Annotated in this window: 23 protein-coding genes; 12 read left to right on the forward strand and 11 right to left on the reverse strand. The window is 63.4% G+C overall.

Going from position 1 to position 23,811, the window contains the following annotated elements:
* Positions 1-12 precede the first annotated feature (12 nt).
* The 4 genes from ACF8O7_RS22375 (at position 13) to ACF8O7_RS22390 (ending at position 2,532) form a co-directional block, all read left to right on the forward strand.
* Positions 13-591 carry a hypothetical protein gene (locus ACF8O7_RS22375; RefSeq protein ID WP_392444311.1) on the forward strand — a complete coding sequence of 193 codons (579 nt, stop codon included), beginning with the start codon at positions 13-15 and terminating at the stop codon, positions 589-591.
* A gap of 125 nt (positions 592-716) precedes the next feature.
* The gene (locus ACF8O7_RS22380; protein WP_392444312.1) at positions 717-1,076 is read left to right on the forward strand and encodes a hypothetical protein; all 360 of its coding nucleotides are present in this window, start codon (positions 717-719) and stop codon (positions 1,074-1,076) included.
* Between the two features lie 117 nt (positions 1,077-1,193).
* Complete coding sequence (locus ACF8O7_RS22385; protein ID WP_154834253.1) at positions 1,194-1,511, forward strand: hypothetical protein; 318 nt, start codon at positions 1,194-1,196, stop codon at positions 1,509-1,511.
* A 307-nt stretch (positions 1,512-1,818) separates the two neighbouring features.
* Positions 1,819-2,532: a hypothetical protein gene (locus tag ACF8O7_RS22390; RefSeq protein WP_392444314.1), complete on the forward strand. Its 714-nt coding sequence runs from the start codon at positions 1,819-1,821 to the stop codon at positions 2,530-2,532.
* Between the two features lie 114 nt (positions 2,533-2,646).
* Here ACF8O7_RS22390 and ACF8O7_RS22395 read toward each other — a convergent pair whose 3' ends face one another.
* From ACF8O7_RS22395 to ACF8O7_RS22405, 3 genes are all read right to left on the reverse strand, one after another.
* Positions 2,647-3,375, reverse strand: a complete 729-nt coding sequence (locus ACF8O7_RS22395) for a DUF4198 domain-containing protein (protein ID WP_046239311.1) — start codon at positions 3,373-3,375, stop codon at positions 2,647-2,649.
* Between the two features lie 194 nt (positions 3,376-3,569).
* On the reverse strand, positions 3,570-5,486 hold the full coding sequence (locus ACF8O7_RS22400; RefSeq protein WP_392444316.1) for an AMP-binding protein: 1,917 nt from the start codon (positions 5,484-5,486) through the stop codon (positions 3,570-3,572).
* 4 nt (positions 5,487-5,490) lie between these two features.
* Positions 5,491-6,507: a Bug family tripartite tricarboxylate transporter substrate binding protein gene (locus ACF8O7_RS22405; protein ID WP_392444318.1), complete on the reverse strand. Its 1,017-nt coding sequence runs from the start codon at positions 6,505-6,507 to the stop codon at positions 5,491-5,493.
* A gap of 123 nt (positions 6,508-6,630) precedes the next feature.
* Here ACF8O7_RS22405 and ACF8O7_RS22410 point away from each other — a divergent pair, with 123 nt between their 5' ends.
* From ACF8O7_RS22410 to ACF8O7_RS22440, 7 genes are all read left to right on the forward strand, one after another.
* The gene (locus tag ACF8O7_RS22410) at positions 6,631-7,599 is read left to right on the forward strand and encodes a LysR family transcriptional regulator (protein WP_047219795.1); all 969 of its coding nucleotides are present in this window, start codon (positions 6,631-6,633) and stop codon (positions 7,597-7,599) included.
* 35 nt (positions 7,600-7,634) lie between these two features.
* Complete coding sequence (locus ACF8O7_RS22415) at positions 7,635-8,216, forward strand: TetR/AcrR family transcriptional regulator (RefSeq protein ID WP_012205713.1); 582 nt, start codon at positions 7,635-7,637, stop codon at positions 8,214-8,216.
* 115 nt (positions 8,217-8,331) lie between these two features.
* Positions 8,332-9,432, forward strand: a complete 1,101-nt coding sequence (locus ACF8O7_RS22420; RefSeq protein WP_097202303.1) for an alkene reductase — start codon at positions 8,332-8,334, stop codon at positions 9,430-9,432.
* Between the two features lie 219 nt (positions 9,433-9,651).
* Entirely contained in the window at positions 9,652-10,284 is a 633-nt protein-coding gene (locus tag ACF8O7_RS22425) for an NAD-dependent dehydratase (protein ID WP_097202302.1), read from the forward strand.
* A 47-nt stretch (positions 10,285-10,331) separates the two neighbouring features.
* A complete protein-coding gene (locus ACF8O7_RS22430; protein ID WP_392444320.1) occupies positions 10,332-10,916 on the forward strand; it encodes a flavin reductase family protein in 585 nt (194 codons plus the stop codon).
* Positions 10,917-11,074: 158 nt separating this feature from the next.
* On the forward strand, positions 11,075-11,842 hold the full coding sequence (locus ACF8O7_RS22435) for a hypothetical protein (RefSeq protein WP_392406090.1): 768 nt from the start codon (positions 11,075-11,077) through the stop codon (positions 11,840-11,842).
* 320 nt (positions 11,843-12,162) lie between these two features.
* Entirely contained in the window at positions 12,163-13,659 is a 1,497-nt protein-coding gene (locus ACF8O7_RS22440) for a hypothetical protein (protein WP_392444321.1), read from the forward strand.
* Positions 13,660-13,731: 72 nt separating this feature from the next.
* Here ACF8O7_RS22440 and ACF8O7_RS22445 read toward each other — a convergent pair whose 3' ends face one another.
* Both ACF8O7_RS22445 and ACF8O7_RS22450 read right to left on the reverse strand, forming a co-directional pair.
* Positions 13,732-14,853 carry a helix-turn-helix transcriptional regulator gene (locus tag ACF8O7_RS22445; RefSeq protein WP_392444323.1) on the reverse strand — a complete coding sequence of 374 codons (1,122 nt, stop codon included), beginning with the start codon at positions 14,851-14,853 and terminating at the stop codon, positions 13,732-13,734.
* A gap of 4 nt (positions 14,854-14,857) precedes the next feature.
* Positions 14,858-15,898: a helix-turn-helix transcriptional regulator gene (locus ACF8O7_RS22450; RefSeq protein WP_392444325.1), complete on the reverse strand. Its 1,041-nt coding sequence runs from the start codon at positions 15,896-15,898 to the stop codon at positions 14,858-14,860.
* A 217-nt stretch (positions 15,899-16,115) separates the two neighbouring features.
* On the opposite strand from ACF8O7_RS22450, the gene ACF8O7_RS22455 reads away from it, so the two are divergent.
* On the forward strand, positions 16,116-16,916 hold the full coding sequence (locus ACF8O7_RS22455; RefSeq protein WP_016447024.1) for a SprT-like domain-containing protein: 801 nt from the start codon (positions 16,116-16,118) through the stop codon (positions 16,914-16,916).
* A gap of 66 nt (positions 16,917-16,982) precedes the next feature.
* On the opposite strand, the gene ACF8O7_RS22460 is transcribed toward ACF8O7_RS22455, so the two are convergent.
* The 6 genes from ACF8O7_RS22460 to ACF8O7_RS22485 form a co-directional block, all read right to left on the reverse strand.
* Positions 16,983-17,420: an OsmC family protein gene (locus ACF8O7_RS22460; protein ID WP_016447025.1), complete on the reverse strand. Its 438-nt coding sequence runs from the start codon at positions 17,418-17,420 to the stop codon at positions 16,983-16,985.
* A 244-nt stretch (positions 17,421-17,664) separates the two neighbouring features.
* A complete protein-coding gene (locus ACF8O7_RS22465) occupies positions 17,665-17,967 on the reverse strand; it encodes a type II toxin-antitoxin system RelE/ParE family toxin (RefSeq protein ID WP_209669145.1) in 303 nt (100 codons plus the stop codon).
* Positions 17,957-18,220: a plasmid stabilization protein gene (locus ACF8O7_RS22470; RefSeq protein WP_392444327.1), complete on the reverse strand. Its 264-nt coding sequence runs from the start codon at positions 18,218-18,220 to the stop codon at positions 17,957-17,959. Before ACF8O7_RS22470 ends, ACF8O7_RS22465 begins: the two co-directional genes overlap by 11 nt.
* Before the next feature lie 263 nt (positions 18,221-18,483).
* Positions 18,484-19,887, reverse strand: a complete 1,404-nt coding sequence (locus tag ACF8O7_RS22475; RefSeq protein ID WP_392418534.1) for an MFS transporter — start codon at positions 19,885-19,887, stop codon at positions 18,484-18,486.
* Positions 19,888-20,007: 120 nt separating this feature from the next.
* Positions 20,008-21,306 (reverse strand): RICIN domain-containing protein, encoded by a 1,299-nt coding sequence (locus ACF8O7_RS22480; protein ID WP_392444329.1) that lies wholly within the window; start codon positions 21,304-21,306, stop codon positions 20,008-20,010.
* Positions 21,303-23,747 (reverse strand): hypothetical protein, encoded by a 2,445-nt coding sequence (locus ACF8O7_RS22485; RefSeq protein ID WP_392444330.1) that lies wholly within the window; start codon positions 23,745-23,747, stop codon positions 21,303-21,305. The genes ACF8O7_RS22480 and ACF8O7_RS22485 overlap by 4 nt, the downstream gene beginning before the upstream one ends.
* Between the last annotated feature and the right edge of the window lie 64 nt (positions 23,748-23,811).

Below are 23,811 nucleotides of genomic sequence, written 5' to 3' on the forward strand. Positions count from 1 at the left end.
TAGAGTACCAATATGAGCATTGACTCTTCGAAAATTTCTTATGTTTTAAATAAATATATCAATGGGGAAATATGCACAGGATTTGAAGAAACCAACACCCTCATAGAAAATTTAGGAGAATTACACTCAATAGGATTTGATAGTACAGGGGATCCTTGTGGTCATGAGTTATTTGAGAAAAATTATTATATAAACCAAAGAAACCAAGGAGTTAATTTAAAACTATATACATTCAGAAGAAAATTATGGAGTAGCGGCCTGGATTTCTACGGATTTAGATTATCAAATATTTTAAGAAAAATAGATTCACCAAGCAATATAAGACTATTTCTGGACAACCATAGATCAAACGGCGCCATCATTATCAATGAAATATGTGTTTGCAGATTTTCATATTATAAAGAAAAGCCGCTAGCACTTACTTTTGAAACCGACATAGGAATAATTGATGAGATGCGAAATAAACGTATTTCCACCAACGCGATCCACAACGAATTTTCAGAAATTCTTACGCAAACAGCATTTAAAAATAATAAAAAGATCCGCCTACTAAGAAAAATAATAATCAACGCAGGTCATGAATTAGGCTAGCCCAATATATACCCTGTGAATTGGTGACAAAAACTGAAGAAACGGAGATTTTATTGTCTATGCGACATAACTATCGACATCAATGACGTTCTGCTATTTGAAGTGTTGTCACGGAATCTATGTCAATGGTCAAAGATATTCCAAATGCAAAAATACAGATCATGGATCTATTGAAGATCATCTGCAATCATCAAATTACCCAAAACAAGCAAATTTTGGACGAAGATAACTCATTCGAAATTTCACGTGTCTTAGAAAACTACATTTCCAACCCAAAGCACAAGAGGCAGAGGTACACGATGCCTCCAGAATCAAGTGTGGCAGAAATGGAAACACGGGAAGGATTGGGGCCATTTGACAAGCTTTCAGACATTGATCTCTGGATTGATGGAGAGCCATCTGATTTAACTGCTGTATTCAGAATAAAAACATCGGCATGCACTGGTGAATCCACTGCATTTATTTATGACTTGAAGGTATTATAGATATTCAATCGTACAACACAGGAAAATGTCCCGCATACTTTTGCGATCGCATTATTCGAAATTTGATTTTCATGAGCAAGATGACAGCGCCCTCATTAATCAACTCATTATTCATCCATGAAAAATCTCATCAATCTCAAGAAAGTCATTGAGGAAATTTCCATTAATGAAGGATGGCTCTACGCAAAGACTGATATCGATATAGAAGATGATGCCAAGGTATTTTTCTATAGCGCGGATTTAAATCAGAGTCCCCAGGATGAATTACAAGTTAGAGAATTATTTTTCAGGGCAGGATTTTCCCCCTATCTTTCAAAAGAAGATGTGGAGGATATAATCGAAAATCTGGAACAGCAAGTGGAATTCCCCACTATCGTTGACTATATAAATGCGATACGGTTTTATAAAAAGCATGATGCATTTATCGTTATGTAAAAATGAGCAAAAAACCCCACGGAATGACAAGTGATGGCAGCAAGAGGAAGCGCAGCGCTTTCTGGCTGCCACGGGCTATCGCCTGCCTTGGGACCATTAGTGGAAGTACGTTGCGAAGGCGGGCACGGAGCGGCTGTATGTGTGCGGGGACGTGGTTCCCCAGCGCGATCCGTCCGGGGATGTGTGCCTGACCCAGTTTGGCGATGGACAGGGCCATATGGGCAAATCCGTGCACAGCCGTTGTTGTGGCGCTCCTGGTACAGCAATGTTCTGGTGGCGTCATTTTTCGGCTTTAGGATGGCGGGCCATGCGCAATTCCCACCCCCTTTGGACGGCAGCAGCCCTGGGCCTGGCAGCGGCCCTAGGTAGCGGCCCGGCTTACGCGGCTCGCCCCATGATCACGGACGATGCCCGCATCGTCGATGCCAAGTCCTGCCAGCTGGAAAGCTGGGTCAAGTCCAAGAAGGACAGCACGGAGTTCTGGGCCCAGCCGGCCTGCAATTTCACGGGCAATCTGGAGCTGACACTGGGCGCGGCACGCACGCGAGAGGACGGCAGCGGCCGGACCACGGATGTGGTGATCCAGGGCAAGACCCTGTTCAAGGAACTGCAGCCCAATGGCTGGGGCTGGGGCCTGGCCGTGGGCAATGCCCGGCATCCGAATGACGAGGGCCAGGGCCGGGGGGATCTGTACGCCTATGTGCCCGTCACGTTCTCGCTGCGCGATGACCGGCTGTTCTTCCACACCAACGTGGGCTGGCTGCGCACGGCGCAGACGCATCGCAACCTCATGACCTGGGGCCTGGCCACCGAGGCCCAATTGAGCCAGAGCACCTGGCTGATTGCCGAGACATTCGGCCAGAACCAGGGCAAGCCCTTCTACCAGATGGGCCTGCGCTACTGGCTGGTGCCTGGACATGTGCAGGTCGATGCCACCTACGGCAACCGCGCGGGCAGCAGCACGCAGGAGCGGTGGTTTTCCATCGGCTTGCGGCTGCTGTCGTCACCGTTCCTGCCCTGAGCCCTGCCTGGTGGCTGGCGTCGCGCCCGTATGCCTGCAGGCCCGGACGCCATGGAAACCGGTGCCCCGCACCGGCCGGTGCGGGGCGGTGCGGACCGTGCAGGACCGCAGTGCCTATTTGTTGGGCTTGGCTGCAGGGCCGGCCGGGATGGCGGCGACGCCATCAGGCTTGACGTAGGTGACCGAGGTCACGTAGTGCACGCCGTCGTATTTTTCTGCGCCGTTCGGGCCGGTGCGCTCACCGCCGCTGCGCTCGTCGTGCGTGGCTTCGGCCACGTAGGTGCCCTTCCAGGGCATGTCGAACTGCACCAGGCCCTGCTCGTCGGCATGGGCTTCCTTGCTCCAGCCCGATTGCACGGTCAGCACGACCTTGGCCTTGGGCAGCGGCTGGCCCTTGTAGATGACCTTGAACTCGCCGGCCTTGCCCGAGGGCACCACATCCAGCGTGAGGCGCGGGGCCTGGGCGGCAAAGCCGGTGATCAGGCGCGCGGCCGGGTGGTACCAGTTGCGCAGTTCCTGCTCGCCCTTCTTGCTGGTGTACAGCGGGTAGCCGGCATCCTCGGCCACGATGCTGTCGCCCTGGCCGGCCTTGAAGGGCAGCGCAAAGCCGGTGCCGGTCTTGCGGCCATCGGCCGCCTTCTCGCCCTGGGCAGACACCAGGGTGGCCACTGGCTTGCCGAACTTGTCGAGCAGGCCCGGCGATGTCTCGCGCAGGTTGTCGCCAAACTCGCCAAAGCGGATCACGGCGGTTTCGCCGGCCGGCTGTTCCAGCCAGATCTGGTGGGCCTGGCTGGCGCCGCTGGCGGCCAGGAGTGCGGAGACAAGAATCCAGTGTTTCTTCATTGCAGCTTCCTCAAAGGACAAAAAAACAGCCATCGGCGCCACAACGGGCCGACGGCATGAACGTGCTTGGGGAGTGGGGTGCGGCCGCATGTCGCCGCATTGATTATTGAATGCGAATGGTTTGCATTCTATGCGCATTGCACACCGCCCCGGCGCAGTTCACCAGGTGGCTGCAATGGGGTCCGGCCCAGCGCTCAGGCGGCATCCTCGATGCGCACCGGCTCGCCCGTGAAGGCCAGCGCCTCGGCAGCCTGCTCCCAGGGACGCCTGTCGTGCGCCCTGGCCAGGCACAGCACAAAGCCCTCGCCCTCCGCGTGTGTGGTGCTGGCCGCGGGCGGCAGCGGCAGGCCCATGCGCTCATGCGCCTGGGCCACCAGGGTGCGGGCGTAGATTTCCGCAGCCATGCTGCGCAGGCGCGGCTTGTAGACCTTGCCCACGTTGGTGGTGGGCAGCGCATCGATGATGCGCACATAGCGCGGGCGCGCGGGCGCTTCGTCCACGCCGGCTGCGGCAAAGGCCAGCAGTTCGGTCTCATCGGCCTGGGCGCCGGGGTGGAGAGCGACAAAGGCCACAGGCACCTCGCCCGCATAGGCATCGGGCGCGCCCACGGCGGCGCAGGCCTTGACGGCTGGATGGCGCTCCAGCGCCTGCTCTATCACTTGCGGATCGATGTTGTGGCCGCTGCGGATGATCACGTCCTTGGAACGCCCGCGCAGCCGCAGCAGGCCATCGTCGCCGACCGAGCCCAGGTCGCCCGTGATCAGCCAGCCGTCATCGGTGAGGTAGCTGGACGGCTCAATGCCACCCAGGTACCCGGAAAACAGGTTGGGCGACTGGAACACCACCATGCCGGTTTCGCCGGGCGCGGCTTCCTGCCCTGATGGCCTGCCGTCCGGCCCCATGCGGCGCACGGCTAGGCGCGCAAACGGCAGGCGCAGGCCCACATGGCCGGCCGCCGCGTGCAGGCCGGGCGGCGTGATGGTGGAGATGCCCGTCATCTCGGTCATGCCCAGGCTCTCGTGCACATGGAAACCGCTGTGCGCCTTGAAGCGCGCCGCCACCTCGGGCGACAGCGGCGCGGCGCCCGTGCGGAAGTAGCGGATGGAGGACACATTGCCCCCCTGCAACGGCACCTCCACCAGCGCGGCCAGCACCGTGGGCACGGCCGACATCAGCGTGGGCTTCCACTGTGCCGCCATGCGCCAGAAGCCGGCAATCACGGCCTTGTTGCGAAACAGCCCCGTGGTCGGAATGATGACGTGGGCTCCGGCCGAGAAGCAGGCCAGCGAGCCCGGCAGCACTCCGGCCACATGGAACAGCGGGTAGCCGTTGATGGTGCGGTCGGCCGTGTTCAGGCCCTGCATCTGCACGCTGGCCCAGGCGGTGTAGACCTGGGCGCCATGCCTCTGCACGGCAATCTTGGGCGCGCCCGTGGTGCCGCCGGTATGAAAGTAGGCCGCCACGTCGCCGGCCTGGGGCTGGCGCCCGCTCACCAGCCGGTCGGAGGGCTGGGCGGCCAGGGCGGCGTTCAGATCGCTGGCGGGCCAGCGCTGTCCATCCCCCTGGGGAACCCGGCCTTCATGCGAGACCCAGAGCACATGCGCCAGATCCGCATCCAGCGCCGTGACTTTCTCGCGGATGCCGGCATCGTCCTCGTCCGCCCAGGCGATCAGAAAGCGCGCGCCCGTGGTCCGCATCAGGGCAGAGATCTTCTCGGCACTCAACAGCGGATTGATGGGCTGCACGATGCCCGCCGCCTCGCCGCCCCACAGCGCAAAGTGGTACTCCATGCAGCCGGGCAGCAGGATGGCCACCGTGTCGCTGGCGCCCATGCCCAGCGCATGCAGGGCGTTGGCCGTCTGGTGGATCTTGCCCAGCAGTTCGGCATAGCTCAGGTGCCGGGCATCATCTACGCTGCCGGCCTGGGGCAGAAAGCTCAGCGCCCTGCCCTGGCCGTGCTCACGCGCGGAGTTGCAAAACAGGTCGTAGACCGTTTGCGCCGTGATCAGCCCGGCCATGGGCTGGCTTTCGATGGCCTCCACATCGGCCAGGGAACGCACGGCCCGCAGGGGCCGGAACATGGATTGCGCAGGAATAGGACTCATGGCCATGGGCTCACTCCGCGCCCAGGCCGTTGGTACGCACCACCTCGCCCCAGCGCGTGTAGTCGCTGCGGATCAGGCCCTCGGTGTCCTGGGGGTTGAGGTAGGCGGCCGTCACGCCGATCTTCTCGAAACGGTCGCGCACCTCGTCGGTGGCCAGCAGCTGGCGCGAGGTGGCGCTGAGTTTGTCGATGATGGCGCGCGGCGTGTCCCTGGGTGCCACCAGGCCGCCCCAGGACGATGCCTCATAGCCGCCAAAGCCCTGCTCGGCCATGGTCTGCACGCCGTCCAGCGCCTTCACGCGCTGCGTCGTTCCCACGGCCAGTGCCCTCAGCCGCCCGCTGCGGATATGGGGCAGCGCAGACACCATGTCCGCATAGATCACCGGCACCACGCCGCCCAGCGTGTCGTTCATGGCGGGCGCGCTGCCCTTGTAGGCCACGTGCTGCATGGTGTGCAGCTTGGCGGATTTCATCAGTTCCATGCTCAGGTGGCCCGAGCTGCCCGCGCCGGAGCTGGTGTAGTCCAGCGTGGCGGGCTGCGCCTTGGCGTACTGGAACAGCGATTTGAGGTCGGTCACCTTGGGCAGCGACTGCGCATTGACCGCAATCACATTGGGCAAGTCATAGATCTTGGTGACCGGGGCGAAATCCGTGGCCGGGTGGAACTTGACGTTCTTGAAGAAATGCGGCGCCATGATGGTGGGCGTGACCATCATCATCAGCGTATAGCCGTCAGGCGCTGCCGTGCGGAACTGGCCCGCCGCCACCGCGCCCGATGCGCCGGGCTTGTTCTCTATCACCACGGGCTGGCCCAGCTGGCGCGCCAGTGCCTCGGCGTAGACGCGCGCCGCGCCGTCCGTGGGCCCGCCCGGCGGGAAGGGAACGACCAGGCGAATCGGCCTGTCGGGCCAGGCGCCGGTATCGGTATTGGCCTGCGCCGCGCCGCACAGCGATGCGAACGCAGCCACGCCGATGGCGCCCAGCGCCAGTCCCTTGGCCAGCGCCTGTCTTTTTGTCATGAATGCCATCTTGTCTCCTTGAATGTTTATGTGTTCTGGCTGGCCCATTCTGCCCAGCGCACCCTCTTTGACAATGGCGGCGGCGGTTGACATCATGTCAAACAATATTGACACCCCCTTGGACTGCAGCGCATGGATCTCCTGGCATTCAACATCCTTGTCCAGATCATCGAGCACGGAAACCTGAGCCAGGCGGCAAAGTTCTTGAACATGTCGCGGGCCAACGTGAGCTACCACCTGGCCCGGCTGGAGAAGTCCCTGGGCGCGTCGCTGCTGCGCAGAACGCCCCAGGGCGTGGAGGCCACCGAGGTCGGCCAGCGCATCTACCGCCATGCCCGCAACATCCTCAACGAGACCGAGCTGGTGCGCGAGCTGGCCCAAAGCAGCACGGACGACATCTCGGGCAAGATCGGGCTGAGCGTGCCCACCGGCTACGGCCATCTGGTCATGGCGCCATGGCTGATCGAGTTCAAGCGCGCCCATCCGCAGGTGGTGCTGGACATCCGCCTGGAGAACTTCATCGACAACCTGCTCAAGGACAGCGTGGACATCGCGATCCGCGTCATGTCCGACCCGCCACCCATGCTGGTGGCGCGCGACATGGGGCCGGTGCGCTACAGCCTGTGCGCCTCCAGCGACTGGCTGCGCAGCCACCGCCTGCCGGAGACCCCGTCCGAGCTGTCGCGCACGCCGCTCATCACATCGGGCGGCGAAAGCGGCAAGGTGCGCCTGCAGATCGCGCGGAACGGCCAGCCGCTGGAGGAACTGGACATCACGCCCACGCTGATGTCGCGCAGCTACCCTTTCCTGTGCGACTGCATCACCGGCGGCCTGGGCGTGGGGCTGGTGCCCGACTACATGGTGCGCCGCCAGGTGGAAGATGGCCGCGTCGTGCTGGCCATGCAGGACTACGAATTCAGCATCAACCAGGGCCGCATGTTCATGCTGTACATGCCCAACCGCTTCCAGTCCGGCGCCGCCCGGGCCTTGATCGACTTTCTGAGCGACAGGATGGGCCTTGCGCGCGTCATCCGGCCGGGTCACTTGCCCGACGGCACAGGCGTTGCGACCGCCGGAATGACGCTGGAACAAAGTTTGTAGACGACTGGTCGGTTTTTGCGTTAGACTTCGATCCCATGAAGAAACCCGCACAGGAAACACGCCAGCACATCCTTGATGTGGCCAAGGCGTTGATGACCCAGAAAGGCTACACGGCCGTCGGCCTGGCCGAGGTCGTCGCGGCCGCGGGCGTGCCCAAGGGCTCCTTCTACTACTACTTCAAGTCCAAGGAAGAGTTCGGCCAGGCCCTGCTGCAGGAGTACTTCGACGAGTACCTGGCCAAGATCGATGCGCTCATGGAGACGCCCGACCCGGCCATCTCCCGGCTGATGACCTACTTCCGCCATTGGACGCAGAACCAGTGCTCGGCCCATGCAGGAGGCCAGTGCCTCGTGGTCAAGCTGGGCCCCGAGGTCTGCGACCTGTCCGACGACATGCGCTCGGTGCTGCGCACCGGCACCGACGCCATCATCACCCGGCTGACCGACTGCGTGCGCGCCGGCCAGGCCGATGGCTCCATCACATCCGACCTGGACGCGCCTGCGCTGGCCGAATCGCTGTACCAGCTGTGGCTGGGCGCCTCCCTGCTGTCCAAGCTGGGCAGGCATGAGGAGCCATTTGCCGCAGCCCTTGTGTCCACGAAGCGGCTGCTGGGCTGAGCAGGCCTGGCCGCCTCTTTTTATTTGCCTTGTTTGTAGACGACTGGTCAACTTTAAACCCTTCACCTCTTACCCATCCCTCTTCCTCTTTGTTCAACCACCAACACTGCACACCATGACCGACCACAGCCTTCACACCGATCTGTTCTCCCCCACCCAACTGGGCGGCCTGTCGCTCGCCAACCGCTTCGTCATGGCCCCGCTGACCCGCAGCCGCGCCGGTGACGACGGCGTGCCCACCGAACTGCACGCCGCCTACTACGCCCAGCGCGCCAGCGCGGGCCTGCTGATCAGCGAAGCCGTCAACATCTCCGCCCAGGGCCGGGGCTACAACCTCACGCCCGGCATCTGGACCGAGGAACAGGTCGCCGGCTGGAAGAAGGTCACCGACGCCGTACATGCGGCCGGCGGCAAGATCGTGGCCCAGCTGTGGCACGTGGGCCGCTACTCGCACGTGGACCTGCAGCCCGGTGGCGTGGCCCCTGTCGCCCCCTCTGCCATCAAGGCCGAAGGCGTCACCTTCACGCCCAACGGCGTGGCCGAGGTATCCATGCCCCGCGCCCTGGAAACCAGCGAAATCCCCGGCATCGTCGAGCAATACCGCCATGCGGCCGAATGCGCCAAGCGTGCAGGTTTTGACGGCGTGGAAGTGCACTCGGCCAACGGCTACCTGCTCGACCAGTTCCTGCGCGACTCCACCAACCACCGCAGCGACGCCTATGGCGGCAGCATCGAAAACCGCGCCCGCCTGACGCTGGAAGTCACCGACACCGTGGCCAAGGTCTGGGGCGCCGACCGCGTGGGCATCCGCCTGTCGCCCGTCACGCCCAACGCCGGCAACACGCCGCTGGACAGCGATGTGATGGCGCTCTACGGCTACCTCATCCCCCAGCTCAACCGCTTCGGCCTGGCCTACCTGCACGTCGTGGAAGGCGCCACCGGCGGCTCGCGCGAACTGCCGCCCGGCGTGGACCTGGACGCGCTGCGCAAGCTCTTTGACGGCGCCTACATGGGCAACAACGGCTATGACCTGGAACTGGCCATGGACCGCCGCGCCAAGGGCCTGATCGACACCGTGGCCATCGGCCGCCCCTTCATCGCCAACCCCGACCTGGTGGCCCGCCTGCGCCACGGCAAGGAACTGGCCGTGGCCCCGCACGAGGCCTACTACGGCGGCGGTGCCCAGGGCTACACGGACTGGCCTGCATTGGCGTAACTCCCCCTGAGCGGCTTACGCCGCTTCCCCCGTTGCACGGCGCCCTCTCTCGCTTCGCGGGAGGGGGGCGTCCGGGCAGCCGGCGACACCCTCGGTGCGGGGCGGCGCGGCCGGCGTAGGCCCTTCCTCGGTGTCCCTTGCCTTGGGCTGCACCAGTTTTATGCGCCACGCCATCTACGGCACACTGGCTGATCCGTGTCCCCATCGAAAGACCAAGCCATGCAACTGCTGATCGTGGGCGCCACAGGGCTGGTGGGCAGCCAAGTGCTGCAACAGGCCCTGGCCGACAGCCGCATCACCCGCATCGTGGCCCCGGTACGCCGGGCGCTGCCGGCGCATCCCAGGCTGCTAGCCCCCATCGTCGATTTCGAGCACCTGCCCGAAGATGCCGACTGGTGGCGAGCAGATGCCCTGGTCTGCACCCTGGGCACCACCATCAAGACAGCCGGCAGCCAGCCGGCTTTTCAGCGTGTGGACCATGACTATCCGCTGCTGGCCGCCCGCCTGGCCCATCGCCACGGCACGCCCACCTATGTGCTGAACTCGGCCATGGGCGCCGACGCCGGCTCGCGCGTCTTCTACAACCGCGTCAAAGGTGAGCTCGAGCGTGACCTCCAGGCGCAAGGCTTTGCCTCCCTCACCTTCGTGCGCCCCGGCCTGATCAGCGGCCCGCGCACCGAGCACCGCGCGGGCGAGCGCTTCATGGTCGGCGTTCTTGGCGCCCTGGGCCCGCTGCTGCCCCGGCGCTGGCGGCTCAACCCCGCGCACCGCATCGCCCAGGCCTTGATAGAGGCTGCTGTCAACGCCAGGCCCGGCGTCCATGCCGTGGGTTCCGAGGCGCTGGCCGAATGAACCCGGCGCCTGCACGCGCAAAAACAGAACCCTTCAGGAACCCTTGCATGAACCCGCCTATCGCCCCGGTCGATCTCGCCAAGTCCTACCGGCTGATCAACCACGGCCCCACCGTCCTGGTCTCGGCCCGCCACGGCGGCGTGGACAACGTCATGGCCGCAGCCTGGTGCTGCGCGCTGGACTTTGCGCCCCCGAAGCTCACCGTGGTGCTGGACAAGGCCACGGCCACGCGCGCCCTGGTCGAGCACAGCGGCATGTTCGTGATCCAGGTGCCCACGGCCGCCCAGTTGCAGCTCACGCACCAGGTCGGCACGCGCACCCTTTCCACCGATGCCGGCAAGCTCGCCACCAGCGGCGTTCAGCTGTTCGGAATGGAAGGGTTCGACCTGCCCTTCGTGGACGGCTGCGCCGGCTGGCTGGCCTGCAGGCTGATCCCCGAGCCCCACAACCAGCAGGCCTACGACCTGTTCATCGCCGAAATCGTCGGCGCTTGGTCCGACACCCGCGTGTTCCGCAACGGCCACTGGCACTTCGAGGACGCCGACCCCGCGCTGCGCAGCCTGCACTACGTGGCGGGTGGGCAGTTCTATGCGATTGGGCAGGCGTTGAGGGTGCAGGAAAGCAAGGAATAGTTTCTTTTTCCATTTCAGAAATCTGGCAGTACTTCTACTGCAATGCTTGCTGCGTCCTGAAGATCAATACCGCATCTGCGGTATATTTTCACTGGGACAAACAATCCATTATTCCTTCCCGTGGGTGTTATTTTTCACATCAACTGAAGGGAATCAAAATGGAATGGAACTCAACAAGAAACCAGTGGATGCGTCAGCTTGTCTTTTCCTTGATCGCGTGTCCCATCGCGGTCTTGATGACAGGGTGCAGTGGTGCAGAGGAAGTCTTGGATGCCATCGCAGTCGCCACAGGAGATGGTGGCAAGCGTGTCAAGCTCACCGGTCCTATCATGGGCGATCAGCGCATGATCTGCATTGATAGTCCACCAAGCGTGGCACCGGCCGAATTGCAAAGAGAAATTGACAAATACCTGTTCAAGTCCATCCGTTGGGATAGTGGCACACCCGACAAGAAAACGACTGTCAACAAGGAAATCGAGGACAACCGGTCATGCAGCTATCGGATATCACCTTACGAAACCATTTCCTGGGACCAGTTCGTTTCTGACGCCATCAATCAGCAATTGGCAGATTGGGGGAATTTCAGCGCAAATACAAATATGGCAGGCCAAAAATATATCGATGTCTGCATGAAAGACAATGAATGCGAGGATGGAGATATTCTAGCCATCACATTGAATGAAAGGGAAGTTGCTCGTTCCGAACTTTTCAACCAGCCAAGTTGTTTTGAGGTGCCCGTCAGCTCAGGAGTCAGCTATCTTGGCATACGGGCCATCAATGGCAGCGGCAACAAGGGAGCGTGCTCCTATGCGGATCGAAATACAGGGGAAGTGACGGTAAGCGGGGCCACAGGCGCGGGACGCACGCAGCTCTATAGCGTGCGTGGCGGCCAGGGCTCCTATGGATCACTCACCATCGTCAATTAGTTTTCGCATCCTGGAAGAGGATATGACCGCATATTGACCAGCTCAATAAAAAATTCGTTCGATGAACTCCTGGGTGCTGCAACAGTCCTGCGGGCTTTGATGTTTACAAAGGGCCAATCGCAAAATAAAGCGAATAGTGCCTGCAGCTCCTGAAAACTCCGCTCAAAAAATATTTCATCCCAGAGCCGGTGCCGAAGCCATCCCGCAAATGCGGTATGGCCTTGCGCACCATGGCTGGGAAGACTGCTGTCTAGGCGGATGAGGGAAACCATCGAATCCTTGCGCCGCCCATTCCCAATCGTTTGAAAGGCAGATACCCAATGACCAAGCAGACCCCCAAATTGCGCCCCACCCTCATCGCCGGTGCCGTGCTCGCGCTTACGGCTTGCGGAGGTGGCAGTGGCGGTGGCGGAGACAACGAAGTGACGCCACCGGTTGCACCACCAACACAAACGACCCAGGAGTTGGTGCAGAAGTACATGGATACCAGACAGGCTCTGACCGCCACCCAGTTGCCCGCCAAAGGCACCGAGCGCTTTGCGCATCTCGACGACTGCTACCTGGGCAACGGCAGCAGCAAGGAGCGTCTGATCACCCATTGGGATGAAAACCAGACCCAGGTCCAGACCTCCAATGCCTACCAGATTGGGCGGAGCTTCGAAAATCTGCAAATCCTGGCAGAGCGCAAAGCCACCAATGCCGACGGATCCGCACGGCATGAGGTGGATATCAGCTACGACGAAAAATTCACGGACGGGACCAGCACAAGGGACCAGCGCGAAACGCTGATCGCAGGAAGCAGCAGCGGCACCTGCGCCACTCCCCGCAATGCAGCCGAGATGCGCAGCCTGGGCAATCAGCGCGTGGTAAGCGTGGGACTGGTGTCGCGCAACCGCGCGAATGTGATACGCCAGCTGTCCGACGGCGAACCGTCCGCCAGTCCGTTCCACTTGCGGCGCGAGGTGCAGTTTGGCATTTCCGATCCTGCTCGGCTGGCAACTTACGCCATTGTCAGTTGGCCGTCGGCGCAGGCAGGCGGCGCGCGCAACTCGCTCAAGCTGCTGTCGCCACGCATCATGCGCGATGCACCCGAAATGCAAGGCGTGCGGGGCAACGCCAGCTATGCGGATACCAACAACTTCCGGCAGTGTCGATCGAACGCCAGCAACGACGTGGCCAACGCCGGCACGGCAGATTGCACCAACGCGCAACTGGGTGTGGCCAACGACTCGTGGGGCTCCACCGTGCGCAGCGGGTTCGATGCTGCCGCCATGGCAGACGGTGACAACCGTTTCGCAGCGCTGGGCCTGGCAGCGGGAACCGAGGTGCGCTTCGATATCCATGCCGACGATGGCTGGAGAGCCGTCAACGGACAGCAAGGCAAAACACCCATCGCCACCTATCAGGTCACGCTGAAGAGCGGGTCTTATCCGTTTGCACAGATACCTGTCAATGCCTATCCCCAGTTCAACACCATCTCGCCCTCAGAGGGCGAGATCGTGGCCGGCTTCAAGGCCGGCGGCGGCAGCGCGCAGGTTGTCTGGTCGGCTGCGCAACCGCCAGCGGGCAGCATGCCCATGGCACTTTCAGTACTCAGTTCCTACCGGCAGGGCGCTGCGGCGGGGTCTGCCTCCGGCCTGCCCACGGTACGCACGCCCAACCTGACCGTGCCTGTTCCCAAAGGAGCCACCTCGGCCACCATACCTTTTGGAGGCAAGCCGGACGGTGCATCGGCCACGAACTATGCCGAGTTCCTCCTCGTCTACGCCGACCGCAACGGCAGGGAGATGTACTACAACCTGCAATACACCCCCTGAAGCAAGGGCTGCGTGACCAGCGCCCAATCCATCGCCCAGCCCGCAAGGCGCTGCGCGATGGGCAGGGACTGTTCACACCATTCCCCACCCCTGCAGCAGTTGCACCAATTCCACCTGCCGATGGCAGCCCGTCTTGCGCATCAGGTTCTTCATGTGGGTGCGCGCCGTATGCCAACTGCATCCTTCCATCAAGGCATAGTCCTTCACGGTCTTTCCGCCTGCCAGAAGCAACAGCAGGCGGGTCTCGCTGGGTGACAAGCCCAGCATCTCGCCCACCAGGCCTTGATTCTGCAAAACCATGGAGCCGGGCAACGTCAGAAAGATCAGGGCCAGGGGCTGTTGCCACGGCGCGGCAAACGCATGGTTGGCCGCCAGAGGCAACGCGGTCAGCCTGAGCCGGGACTGGCTGGGCCGGCTGCCTTGGAGCTCCAAGGCAGCCGCCTTTGCGGGATTGGCGCAAGCGGCGGAGACCAAGCTCTGCAAGCGTGCATGCGCCTCGCCCGATGTGCATCGCAGCCCGCCGTGCACACATTGCAACGTGCCGAATGTTGCGAGCAGGCGCTCTGCCGCCGGATTGGAATGCTGCAGCCGGCACCGAGCATCCACGACGAGCAGTGCCTGCGCCAGCGCATCCAGTGCCGCGAGTCCCAATGCTGCCTGGCCGCATAGCTGGCCCATGCGCGCGCGCAAGCGGCCGGCCCGCTCGATGTGCGGCATCAAATGCTCTAGGAATGCCTTGTCCTGTGCACCATAGACGCCGGCATCCCTGGGGCGCATGAAACTGATGAAATCACGCGCATTGCCTTCCACGCGAACGGCGGCAGCGGCGGTATGCCGCAGTCCCAGCGGAACCAGCCAATCCGTATAGACGCTGTTCTGTGACGCCTGCCTGGCACTGATGTGCTCATGGTCCAGCATGACCTGGGCCACGGGCAGCCGCTGCACGGTTGCCATCCGCAGGTCGTTGCGCGCGTGGTGTGTCTCGTACTCCTGCATCAAGCCGTGATGCAAACCGAAGCTTTCCAGATTGCTTGCGCTTTGCGGAACGGCTGCCTCGCCAGCATTCAGCGTGAAATAGTGAAAGACGCCCGCCTGCAATTGCGCGCACATTCCCGCGAGCGCCTCGCTCCAAGCCTGGGGAGCGAGCACCCCCTCATACAGCTGACCGGCGATGGCATCAATGCGTTGTTGCATGGACTCACCTCGGCTGCAGGGATTGCAGCAGCCCCACCAATTCCACCTGCCGGTGGCAACCTGTCTTGCTCATCAGGTTCTTCATGTGGGTGCGCGCCGTATGCCAGCTGCACCCCTCTATCCGGGCGTAGTCCTTGACGGTCCTGCCCGTGGCAAGCAGCACCGCCAGACGCGCTTCCGAGGGCGACAAACCCAGCGCCTCCTGCACGAGTCCGGGACTCGGGCCAGAAAATGGCGTACCGGCTTCCACCATTACCAGCAAAGCCATGGGCCGCTGGCGGAACGCAGCGGCATGGCTGGGCTTGAGCGGCAGGACCGTCACCATCAACCGCAACGCAGAGCCTGCCGTCAGGCACAGAGCCCCGGCCAGGCCCTGTGCATGATGGCCGCAAGCCTGGGCCACAAGACGCAGCAGTTGCGCCTGGGCCTGCCCGTCAACGCAGCGCAGCAGGCCGTGGCGCACAGACAAGGCTTCGCAAAAAGCTGCCAGCAGGCAGTCGGCCGAGGGGTTGCAGTAGTGGATGCGGCAATTTGAATCCACAAGTGCGATGCCTTGTGGCAAGTTGCCCAGGGCGGTGAGTCCCAAAGCCGCCTGCCGCGCCAGTCCTCCCATGTGCATGCGCAGGCGGGCGGCACGCGCCAGATCGGGCATCCACTGCTGCATGAAGACCCGCTCCTGTGCGCCATAGGTTCCACGATCCGTGGGACGCATGAAACCCAGGAAGTCCTGCGTCCCCCCCTCGTCGCGCACCTTGACACCCAGCGTGTTGCGAAGTCCGTGGGGCGCCAGCACATCGACGTAGACCGCATTGCGCGACATCTCCCATGCGCTGAAGTGCTCATGGTCGAGCATGAACTGGCCCTGGGGCAGGCTCGTCACGACGGACATGCGCAGGTCCTCGCCAACGTAGTGGGTTTCGTATTCACGCAATTTATCGGCATCGATGCCCGCCAGGTCGTGGTTGTGCACGCTCTCGATCACCCCGCCACCAGTGGTGCCCAGCGTGAAGAAATGGAAAACGGACGCGCCCAGCGCCTGCCGCATGGCGTCCAGCGCAGACTGCCAGTCCTCAGCTGAAAGTACTCCGTCGTACAGCAGTCCCGGTATATGGCAACTGGCACCCTGTCGATCAATAAATTTCATGGAAATGAATTATTGATTCTTTATAGCTATTTTCAATCAGACAGCTCTGAATTTCGATACCGGTCTTGCCACGTCGATTTGGGGCAATGTTCACACGGTTGTATTGCACAATCCATTAATGCCCGCCGCCCCCGTCCGCTCCGCACCCACGCGCGAAACCTATTCCGAACTGCAGCAGGCCTACGAGCACTTCAACCAGCGCCTTTTTGACGATGCCCTGCCCCACTGCCTGATCACGCTGCAGCGCGAGAAACGCACCTGCGGTTATTTCTCTGCCGCGCGCTTTGCCTCGCTGGACGGCAGCACCACCGACGAGATTGCGCTCAACCCCGCCTACTTCGCGGCGGTGCCCATCATCGAGACGCTGCAGACCCTGGTGCATGAGATGACGCACCTGTGGCAGCACCACTTCGGCAAGCCGGGCCGTGCGCGCTATCACAACGAGGAATGGGCGGACAAGCTGGAATCGCTGGGCCTCATGCCCTCGTCCACAGGCCGGCCCGGCGGGCGGCGCACGGGCGACATGATGGCCGACTACGCCATGGCGGGCGGCCCCTTCCTGGCGGCCTGCGATGCCTTGCTGACCACGCGCTTCCAGCTGAGCTGGTACGACCGCTTCCCGGCCATCGAGCATGTGGTCACGGGCCAGTGGAGCATGGCCACGCAGCTCCAGGGCATGCAGGGCACCCAGCCGCCCATGTCATCCGTGCCCGCCCTGGCCGAAGCCGTGCGGCCCGTGGGCACCTCGGTGGCTGTGCCGGGCTCCACCACCGGCGAGACCACCGTGCAGCCCGTCAACAAGTCCCTGCGCGTCAAGTACCGGTGCGGCGGTTGCGCGGCGCCTGTCAATGTCTGGGGCAAGCCGGGGCTGAACCTGATCTGCGGCGATTGCGGCAAAGGCTTCACAGCCCAGGATTGAGCACTCGGCAAGCCAGAGTGCTTCACCTGCCCCGCCCCACCTCCCGGCACAAGCGCCTGTGCGGACTCAATGCAGCAGCGTGGCCACCAGGGTCACCTCGGGCACGCCTGCCAGTGCCTTGGACAGCGGGCACTGGGACTTGGCCTCCTGGGCGATCTTCTGGAACTGCGCATCGTCGATACCGGGCACCTTGGCCTGCAGCGTGAGCGCGATGCGGTCGATCTTGAAGCCCTCGCCATCCTTGGCAAGCCGGACCTTGGCCGTGGTGTCCAGCATCTCGGTGGCGATGCCCGCCTTCTCGCAGGCAAAGGCAAAGGCCATCGTGAAACACGCCGCATGCGCGGCGCCCACGATCTCCTCGGGATTCGTTCCCTTGCGGTCATCCCCGAAGCGGCTGCCAAACCCGTAGGGATGGTCCTTGAGCGCGCCGGTCTCCGTGCTGATGCGGCCCTGGCCGGTCTTGCCTGCACCTTCCCAATGGACGGAAGCGGTTTTCTCGGACATGTGTTTCTCCTGTGCGTTGGTTGGACAAGCCGCCATCACAGCACATGCGCCACAGGGCAAGGCGTGGTCCCGGGGCGCGCCAGCCCCTGCGCGCACGTCCTACAGAGACAGAATCGACGACCCTGTCCCGGGCATTCCTTCCTATTCGACACGAACAAAGCCATCTTCAAATTTCGGTGAACAGACAGGACGGACGGATGCGGCATCCAGTCGGCCGGGTGCATTGCCGACCCCGTTCAGGCGATCAGCACTTCTTCAGCCGAGGTTGCTGGCGTTGCCCAACTACGGCGAGGATATTTACAGTTTGCGCCTGGTCATCCACTTCATACAAAAGGTTCTGACCGGCAACACTGACGCGGCGGACACCATCGCCATAGCGCGGATCAGCTTCATACAAACGCGGAAACTCGGCAAGGCGGTCTGTGGAGCGCAGCACTTGCTCCGTGACGTTCTCCGCGTCCCACAGCGAAGCATGCTCGAGCAAATATTCAAAAAGCGCCCGCATATCCTCAATTGCAGGCGGACGCCAGTCGACCCTATGCGCCACCACGCAACTCCTCGGCACGATCCTGCAGGAGTTGCCGCACCTGATCCGTACTCATCCCGGTCTGATTGTCCGAACGGGCGACTGCCACCTTCGCGCGCACCCAATCGTCATATTCCGCCTGGGCCAGTTCCTCATCCGCCAGGCGCTGCAGCAGCTCCATCTTGTCGGAGCCACTGGAGGGGAGGATACGTGGCAGGTTTTCCGCAAGTTCACGCAGAAAATTGGCGTTCTCATAGTGCGTAGTGGTGGTCATAGCCGCTCTCCAGACGTTGCAGGCCGCACTGCCAGCGCAACAGACGGCTGTTACGCGGATGGACCTGACGGATGATGATAGCCCACGGTTTGTCGCTCCTTCTGCCGCTCTGTCGCTCCTTCTGCCGCTCAATCGCGTGAGCGATCGGCACCCCGTCCGCGCAGCGGTGCCTGCGCCAAACCCGAGCCCAGGCCCCGCCCACCCCAAGGCACTAAAAAGACTTTGGATACCCCCGCCTGCGGCTGGATCAGCCTCCTGCCAACTCATCCCACAAACACCTGCCGCGTATCCGTTCGCCCCACGATCACCGCCGCCAGCACCGCCGCCCCCGCCGCAACCCCAAAATTCGCCAGATAGGCCGCCTGGGCCGAAGTCTCCAGCAAGGCCGCGAACAGCGATCCGCCAATGGCCAGGGTGGCCGCCACGGCAATGGCCTCGCACAGCTGCAGGGCCGAGCTGTTGGCGCCCTGCTCGCCGGGCGCGGACATGGACAACGTGAGCACCGACAGGCTTGCCGACAGCAGGCCCATGCCCAGCCCCGACACGATCCAGCCCGCCACCGCCACCCACACGGGCACGGCCGGCCAGGCCACGGATGCCGTCAGCAGCACGCCCGCCAGCACCGCGCTGGTGCCCACACGCAGGAAGCGGTGACGGCTCCAGCCGTTGCGGCTGTGTCCCTGGTACCAGGAAGCGGAACACCAGCCCAGCGCGCCCGCGCTCAGCACCAGCCCCGCCATGGGCGCTGACAGCCCGTGCTCGCGCGCCAGCACCAGCGGCAGAAACGCCTCGGCCCCGAAGAACGCCGCAAACACCAGCCCGCGCAAGGCGATCACGCTGGGCAGCCCGCGCCCGGCGCGCAGCGTGCCGGCCGGCAAGAGCTTCCAGGTGCAGACCAGCGACAGGGCCGCGGCCACCGCCACCGCCCCCAAGGCGCCCGCCGATTGCCTTTGCCCGCCCACATACAGAAGGCAGATGCCCGTGGCCGCGCCCAGGGCCCACAGCCCGCGCCGCACGCCGCCCTGCATGCCCCGGCCATGGCCGCCCAGGCCCTGGAGCGCCGGGCGCAGCATCGCCCCGGCAGGCAAGGCCAGCAGGGGCACGCCCAGGAACACCCAGCGCCAGCCCAGGTGCTCCACCACCAGGCCGCTCAACGCCGGCCCCACCAGTGCGGGCACCACCCAGGCCGTGGCAAACGCCGCAAAAATGCGCCGCCGCAGTGCCTCGGGATACCGCCGGCCCACCAGCACGTACAGCGCCACCGACATGCCACCCGCCCCCAGCCCCTGAACCAGCCGCCCCGCCAGAAACACCGGCATGGAAGGCGCAAAGCCCGCCAGCAGCAACCCCGCCACAAAACACGCCATGCCAGACCACAGCGGCGCCGCCGGCCCGCGCGCGTCGCACCAGCCGCCGGCCACCGTCATGCCCACCACGCTGGTGGCCAGGGTCACGCCAAAGGCAACCGCATACAGCGGCACCCCATCGAGCGCGCGGGCCACCGCTGGCATGGCGGTGGCCACGGCCAGGGCCTCAAAGGCAATCAAGGCCACCAGCGAGACGATGCCGATCGTCGTCAGGCGGTAGGGGGAGGACAGGATGGACCAGCTCTCGGCGGTCGTCGGCCGGACCTGATCGTCCAGCGTGAGGGAATCTTGATGGGGCATGGATGCTTCTTGGTTGCAGGGTCTGCGACGGCCATGGCGCAGTGCCATGGCGACGACAAGCCTGGAGCATGCAACCTCAAGTGCGGTTGAGATCAAGGGGGTCCTGCGCCCTGGCACCTCTTACCGCTCGATCACACGCCAATACTGGCCAGAGGAGCGGCTGGTGGCCGGCAGCATGACGGCAATGCCATTGTTATTGGCCGTGTCCAGCACGACGGCATCCGACAGGAAGCGGTTGTAGAGATGGAACTGGCCCGGCAGGTCGCTGGGCGCACAGCGCCATTGCTGGCCGCTGAAGCGTGGGGAGTCTCCCGCTGACGCCGTCATCTTCAGTTCAAGATGCGGTTTCCCGGCCACGCTGGTGACATCGAGCGCCATGGTGCCCGGTCCGAACGCCGCATTCTGGACAAGCCAGTAGCCCTTGCCGGTGTGCAGGAACCTCCATCTGTCGGCGCCCACAATCATGGCCGGGAAGGAAATCTGCCATGGCTCGACGTTGTACAGCCCCGGGGGCGACACAAGGCCCGTGCCCTGCAGCAGCGCTACCGCATTGCGCCTTTCGCTCCAATACAGGTTCTGCAGCCCGACCCATTGGCGGTCCTTGAGCATGGGGCATTGGTCGTACAGATAGTCGCCCGTCTCGTAGCGTCGAAAATCCGCATCGCTGAGCCGCTGGGCCGAGAGTGCGTGCGCCTCGGCGGAGATCCGTTCCAGTTCCCGCATGGCGGCCGTCATGGCGATCAAGGGCGCGGATGAACCACGCACCGGCCTCACCGGCAAGATGCGGCGAGCATTTGCAAGGTCGGAGGCCACGGCCCGCCAGCGCAATGCCAGGGTGCTGAATTCCGTTGCCATCGCCTGCGGCGCGGGCCCAAGGCGGACCACCGCGTTTGCCGGTGGCGGCTGCCTGGCATGGTGCGCGGCGGCCACGCGAAGCAGCGTGGCATGACTTTCCAGCTGCGCCACGACGGGTGCAGCCGCCGCAATAGCCGCATCCATCTCCGTCTCGACGGCTGCGAAACCCGCATTCCATCGGGCCTCGTCCAGCGGTGCGTCGGGAGCCAGCGAAACGGCATCCAGCTGGTCGCACAGCTGCTGCAAACGCCCGACGGCCTGCCCCAGCTTTTGCACCGTATCGGCCAGCCCGTCGATACGGGCACGCAGCGTGCCCCAAGCGGCCGATGCCGCCTTCAGCGAAGGGAACGACTGCATGCTCTCCAGGCTCCTTACCAGCGTCATGCGGCCGCTGGCATCGTCCAGATCAAGCCCGGTCAGGAACGAGAACTCGGCGATATCGGTCCATACCTGCCGTGCGACTGGCTCACGCGCGGGCTCGGCTTCGACGCGGCAGCTTGATGCCAGGGCGCCACCGCAGCACAGCGCCGTGGCAGCGGCGGTCAGCCACAGAAGCCGGGTCATCTGGCGGCAGTGCCGGCCATCAACAGGCGCAGGGCCCGAGGCGCTGCCGGCATCCGTCGGGGCTCCAGCACTTCGATCAGCCAGGTCGTGAACGGCGTCGGGCAGACATCTCCCAGATGCTGCGAGAACTCGATCTGGTCGCCGGCGTAGGTGAAGTTGATCTTCAGGGGCGAGCAGAAGAGCCTCTCGTCCCCGCTGCCCGTGCTGTCGTGAAAGGCGCTGCCGGTCACCAAGTCGATATTGATGCGCTGGGCCGAGGCATCGGCAAACTCCAGCCAGGCCTGCACCGACGAAAGGCGGATGCGGCGGTAGCTGGCCAGTGCCGGATGGCTGGTGGCAATGGACAGGCTGATGGGCTGCCCATGCGCCAGCTGCTGCAGCAGCGCGACGTCAGTGACCCGCAATTCCCGCCGCAAATCCCCTTTGGCCCTCGCATTGGCCGCCTGCGCGCTGGCGTGGTCTGCCAGCAGGGTGGCGTGTGCATCTGCCATGGCGGCGGCCGTGCCCGGCATCGACAGACGTTGGCCGGGCTGCTTGCCTGTCTCGTAGGCCTGTGCGGCGCGGACCCCGAAGCAGTCCACGAAGAAGCCGCGGCGCGCACTTTCTGCCCTGAGGGTGATTTCGTCCTGCAGCCGCGCGCTGCGCTCCAGCTCTGTCAGCGCCTGCTGCTCCAGCGCCTGCAGGCGCTTGCGCTTGCCGATCACCGCAACGTACTCCAGCTTGAGCGTGGCAAGCTCACGGGCAATGGCATTCTTGGATGCGCTTTGCTCTGCCAGCAGGCGGCCATAGACGGCCACCTTCTGCACCTGTGTCTTGAGGGTGTTGGCGGCGTTGCGCACGGCCGCCTCGGTGCCTTCCGTGGCAAGCACCAGATCCAGCCGGTTGACTGCATCGTTTTCCAGCACCGTCCAGGCGGCCTTGGCTTCATTGGCATCCGGCATGAGCGCAAGTGCACGCATGGTGTCGCCCAGCTCCCGGGAAATCCCCTCGACATCCAGCCCGCCCAGCGGCCCACGGATCACCGGCAGCACCGCATTCAATGCGCCCTTGGCGGGATCCACCAGATTCTTGAGCGTGCTGGAGTTGTGCCTGGCCCATTGCAGTGGAATGGCAAACGACTGGCCCAGGGCCTTCAGCGCCTTGAGCGGGCCGTCTATGCTGCCGCCTAGCGTCTTGGCCTGCCCGTACAAATCCTTCAGGCCGAGCACGCCTTTCTGACCGGTCTCGGTCAGCGCCTTCGGGTCGGGCGGCACGCCCACGCACAGGGCCGCCACGCTGCCCGCGACTGCGATGACGCCAAAGGCGATTTCCAGGCTCATCTTCACGGTGCGCACGATCTGGGCAACGTCGCTCGCCAGCTTCAGCCGCATGGCGGCAAGTTCCGCTTCAAGCTCCTCCTGGCGCACCGTGCGTGCGGCGCGGTCAAGGGCCTCGATCTGCTGAATCAACCGCTGCTCCAGCTCGGTGCAGCGTGCCTCCAGCGTCTTGAGGTCCAAGGTGTCCCGGTCGGCAAACGCCTGCGCGACGCTGCCCACGGCACCTGCCAGCTCGCCGCTGGCGCGCAGGCTGCGCAGGTGGGCCTCCATGGCCGCCATCACCTCCTGCCGGGCCTTGGCCAGCGACAGATAGCTGCCGGCGCTCAGATCAGGAATCGGCTTGGCCAGCCCGTCAACACCCATGACCGGCAGCAGACGCTGCAGTGAACCCGCCGCCTGGATCAACTCGCCAAACCCGGACTCGACCCCTGACCAGCGCGTGATCCAGGCCAGCGCCCCATGGCACAACGCCAGCTCGGCCGCGCTGTGGCCGGGCCTGCCCGCCATGCCGGCGCTCAGGGCAAACAGCGCGGCCAGCACCCTGTGCATCGGCTCGCCATGCTCCAGCAGGCCGGGCGGCACGGGGGTGTGCTTCACCACAGCCCGGTTGTCCTGCCACAGGAAATTGCTGAACTGTGGCCGCGCCACCGTGTCCCAGGCCTCCTCCAGCGCATAAGGGGTGTCGCGCGTGGGGCCGCCGTACAGCGTGAACCGGCCCTCCACGGCTTCCACGAAAATGCGCACCCTGCTGAGCTCGTTGTCCGCGTCATGCAGCATGCGCAGCACCGTCGTGCCTTCGGAAACAATGCGGCGGGCAACCACCGTCAGCCGCCGCACCGCGCCGTCAAGCCGCCTGTCGAACCCCTCGGGCACCACCACGGTATCGGCATGGATGTCCAGCGCCTGCAGGCCGGCCGCGTCGGCCTCTTCCAGCAACACCTTCAGGTCCACCACCAGATCGGCCACGATGCCGAAGGGATTGAAGCTGCCGTCCGGCGCCCGGCCACCGCTGCAGACCAGCGGCCCTGGCGGCACCAGGCCCTCGGCTCGGTAGCGATCGATCAGGGTTCGCAATTCAATGGGAGTCATCTCGGCAGTGAGCGCGGGAGTCATTGCTGAAGTCATGGCGGGTGGTTCCAGGTAAGGCACTGCACCTGTGCAGCGGTTGGACAAAGGCCGGAGCAGATCG

This window comes from Delftia sp. WSY_16 (genome assembly GCF_043104415.1).
In the GTDB taxonomy this organism is placed as follows: domain Bacteria; phylum Pseudomonadota; class Gammaproteobacteria; order Burkholderiales; family Burkholderiaceae_C; genus Comamonas; species Comamonas tsuruhatensis.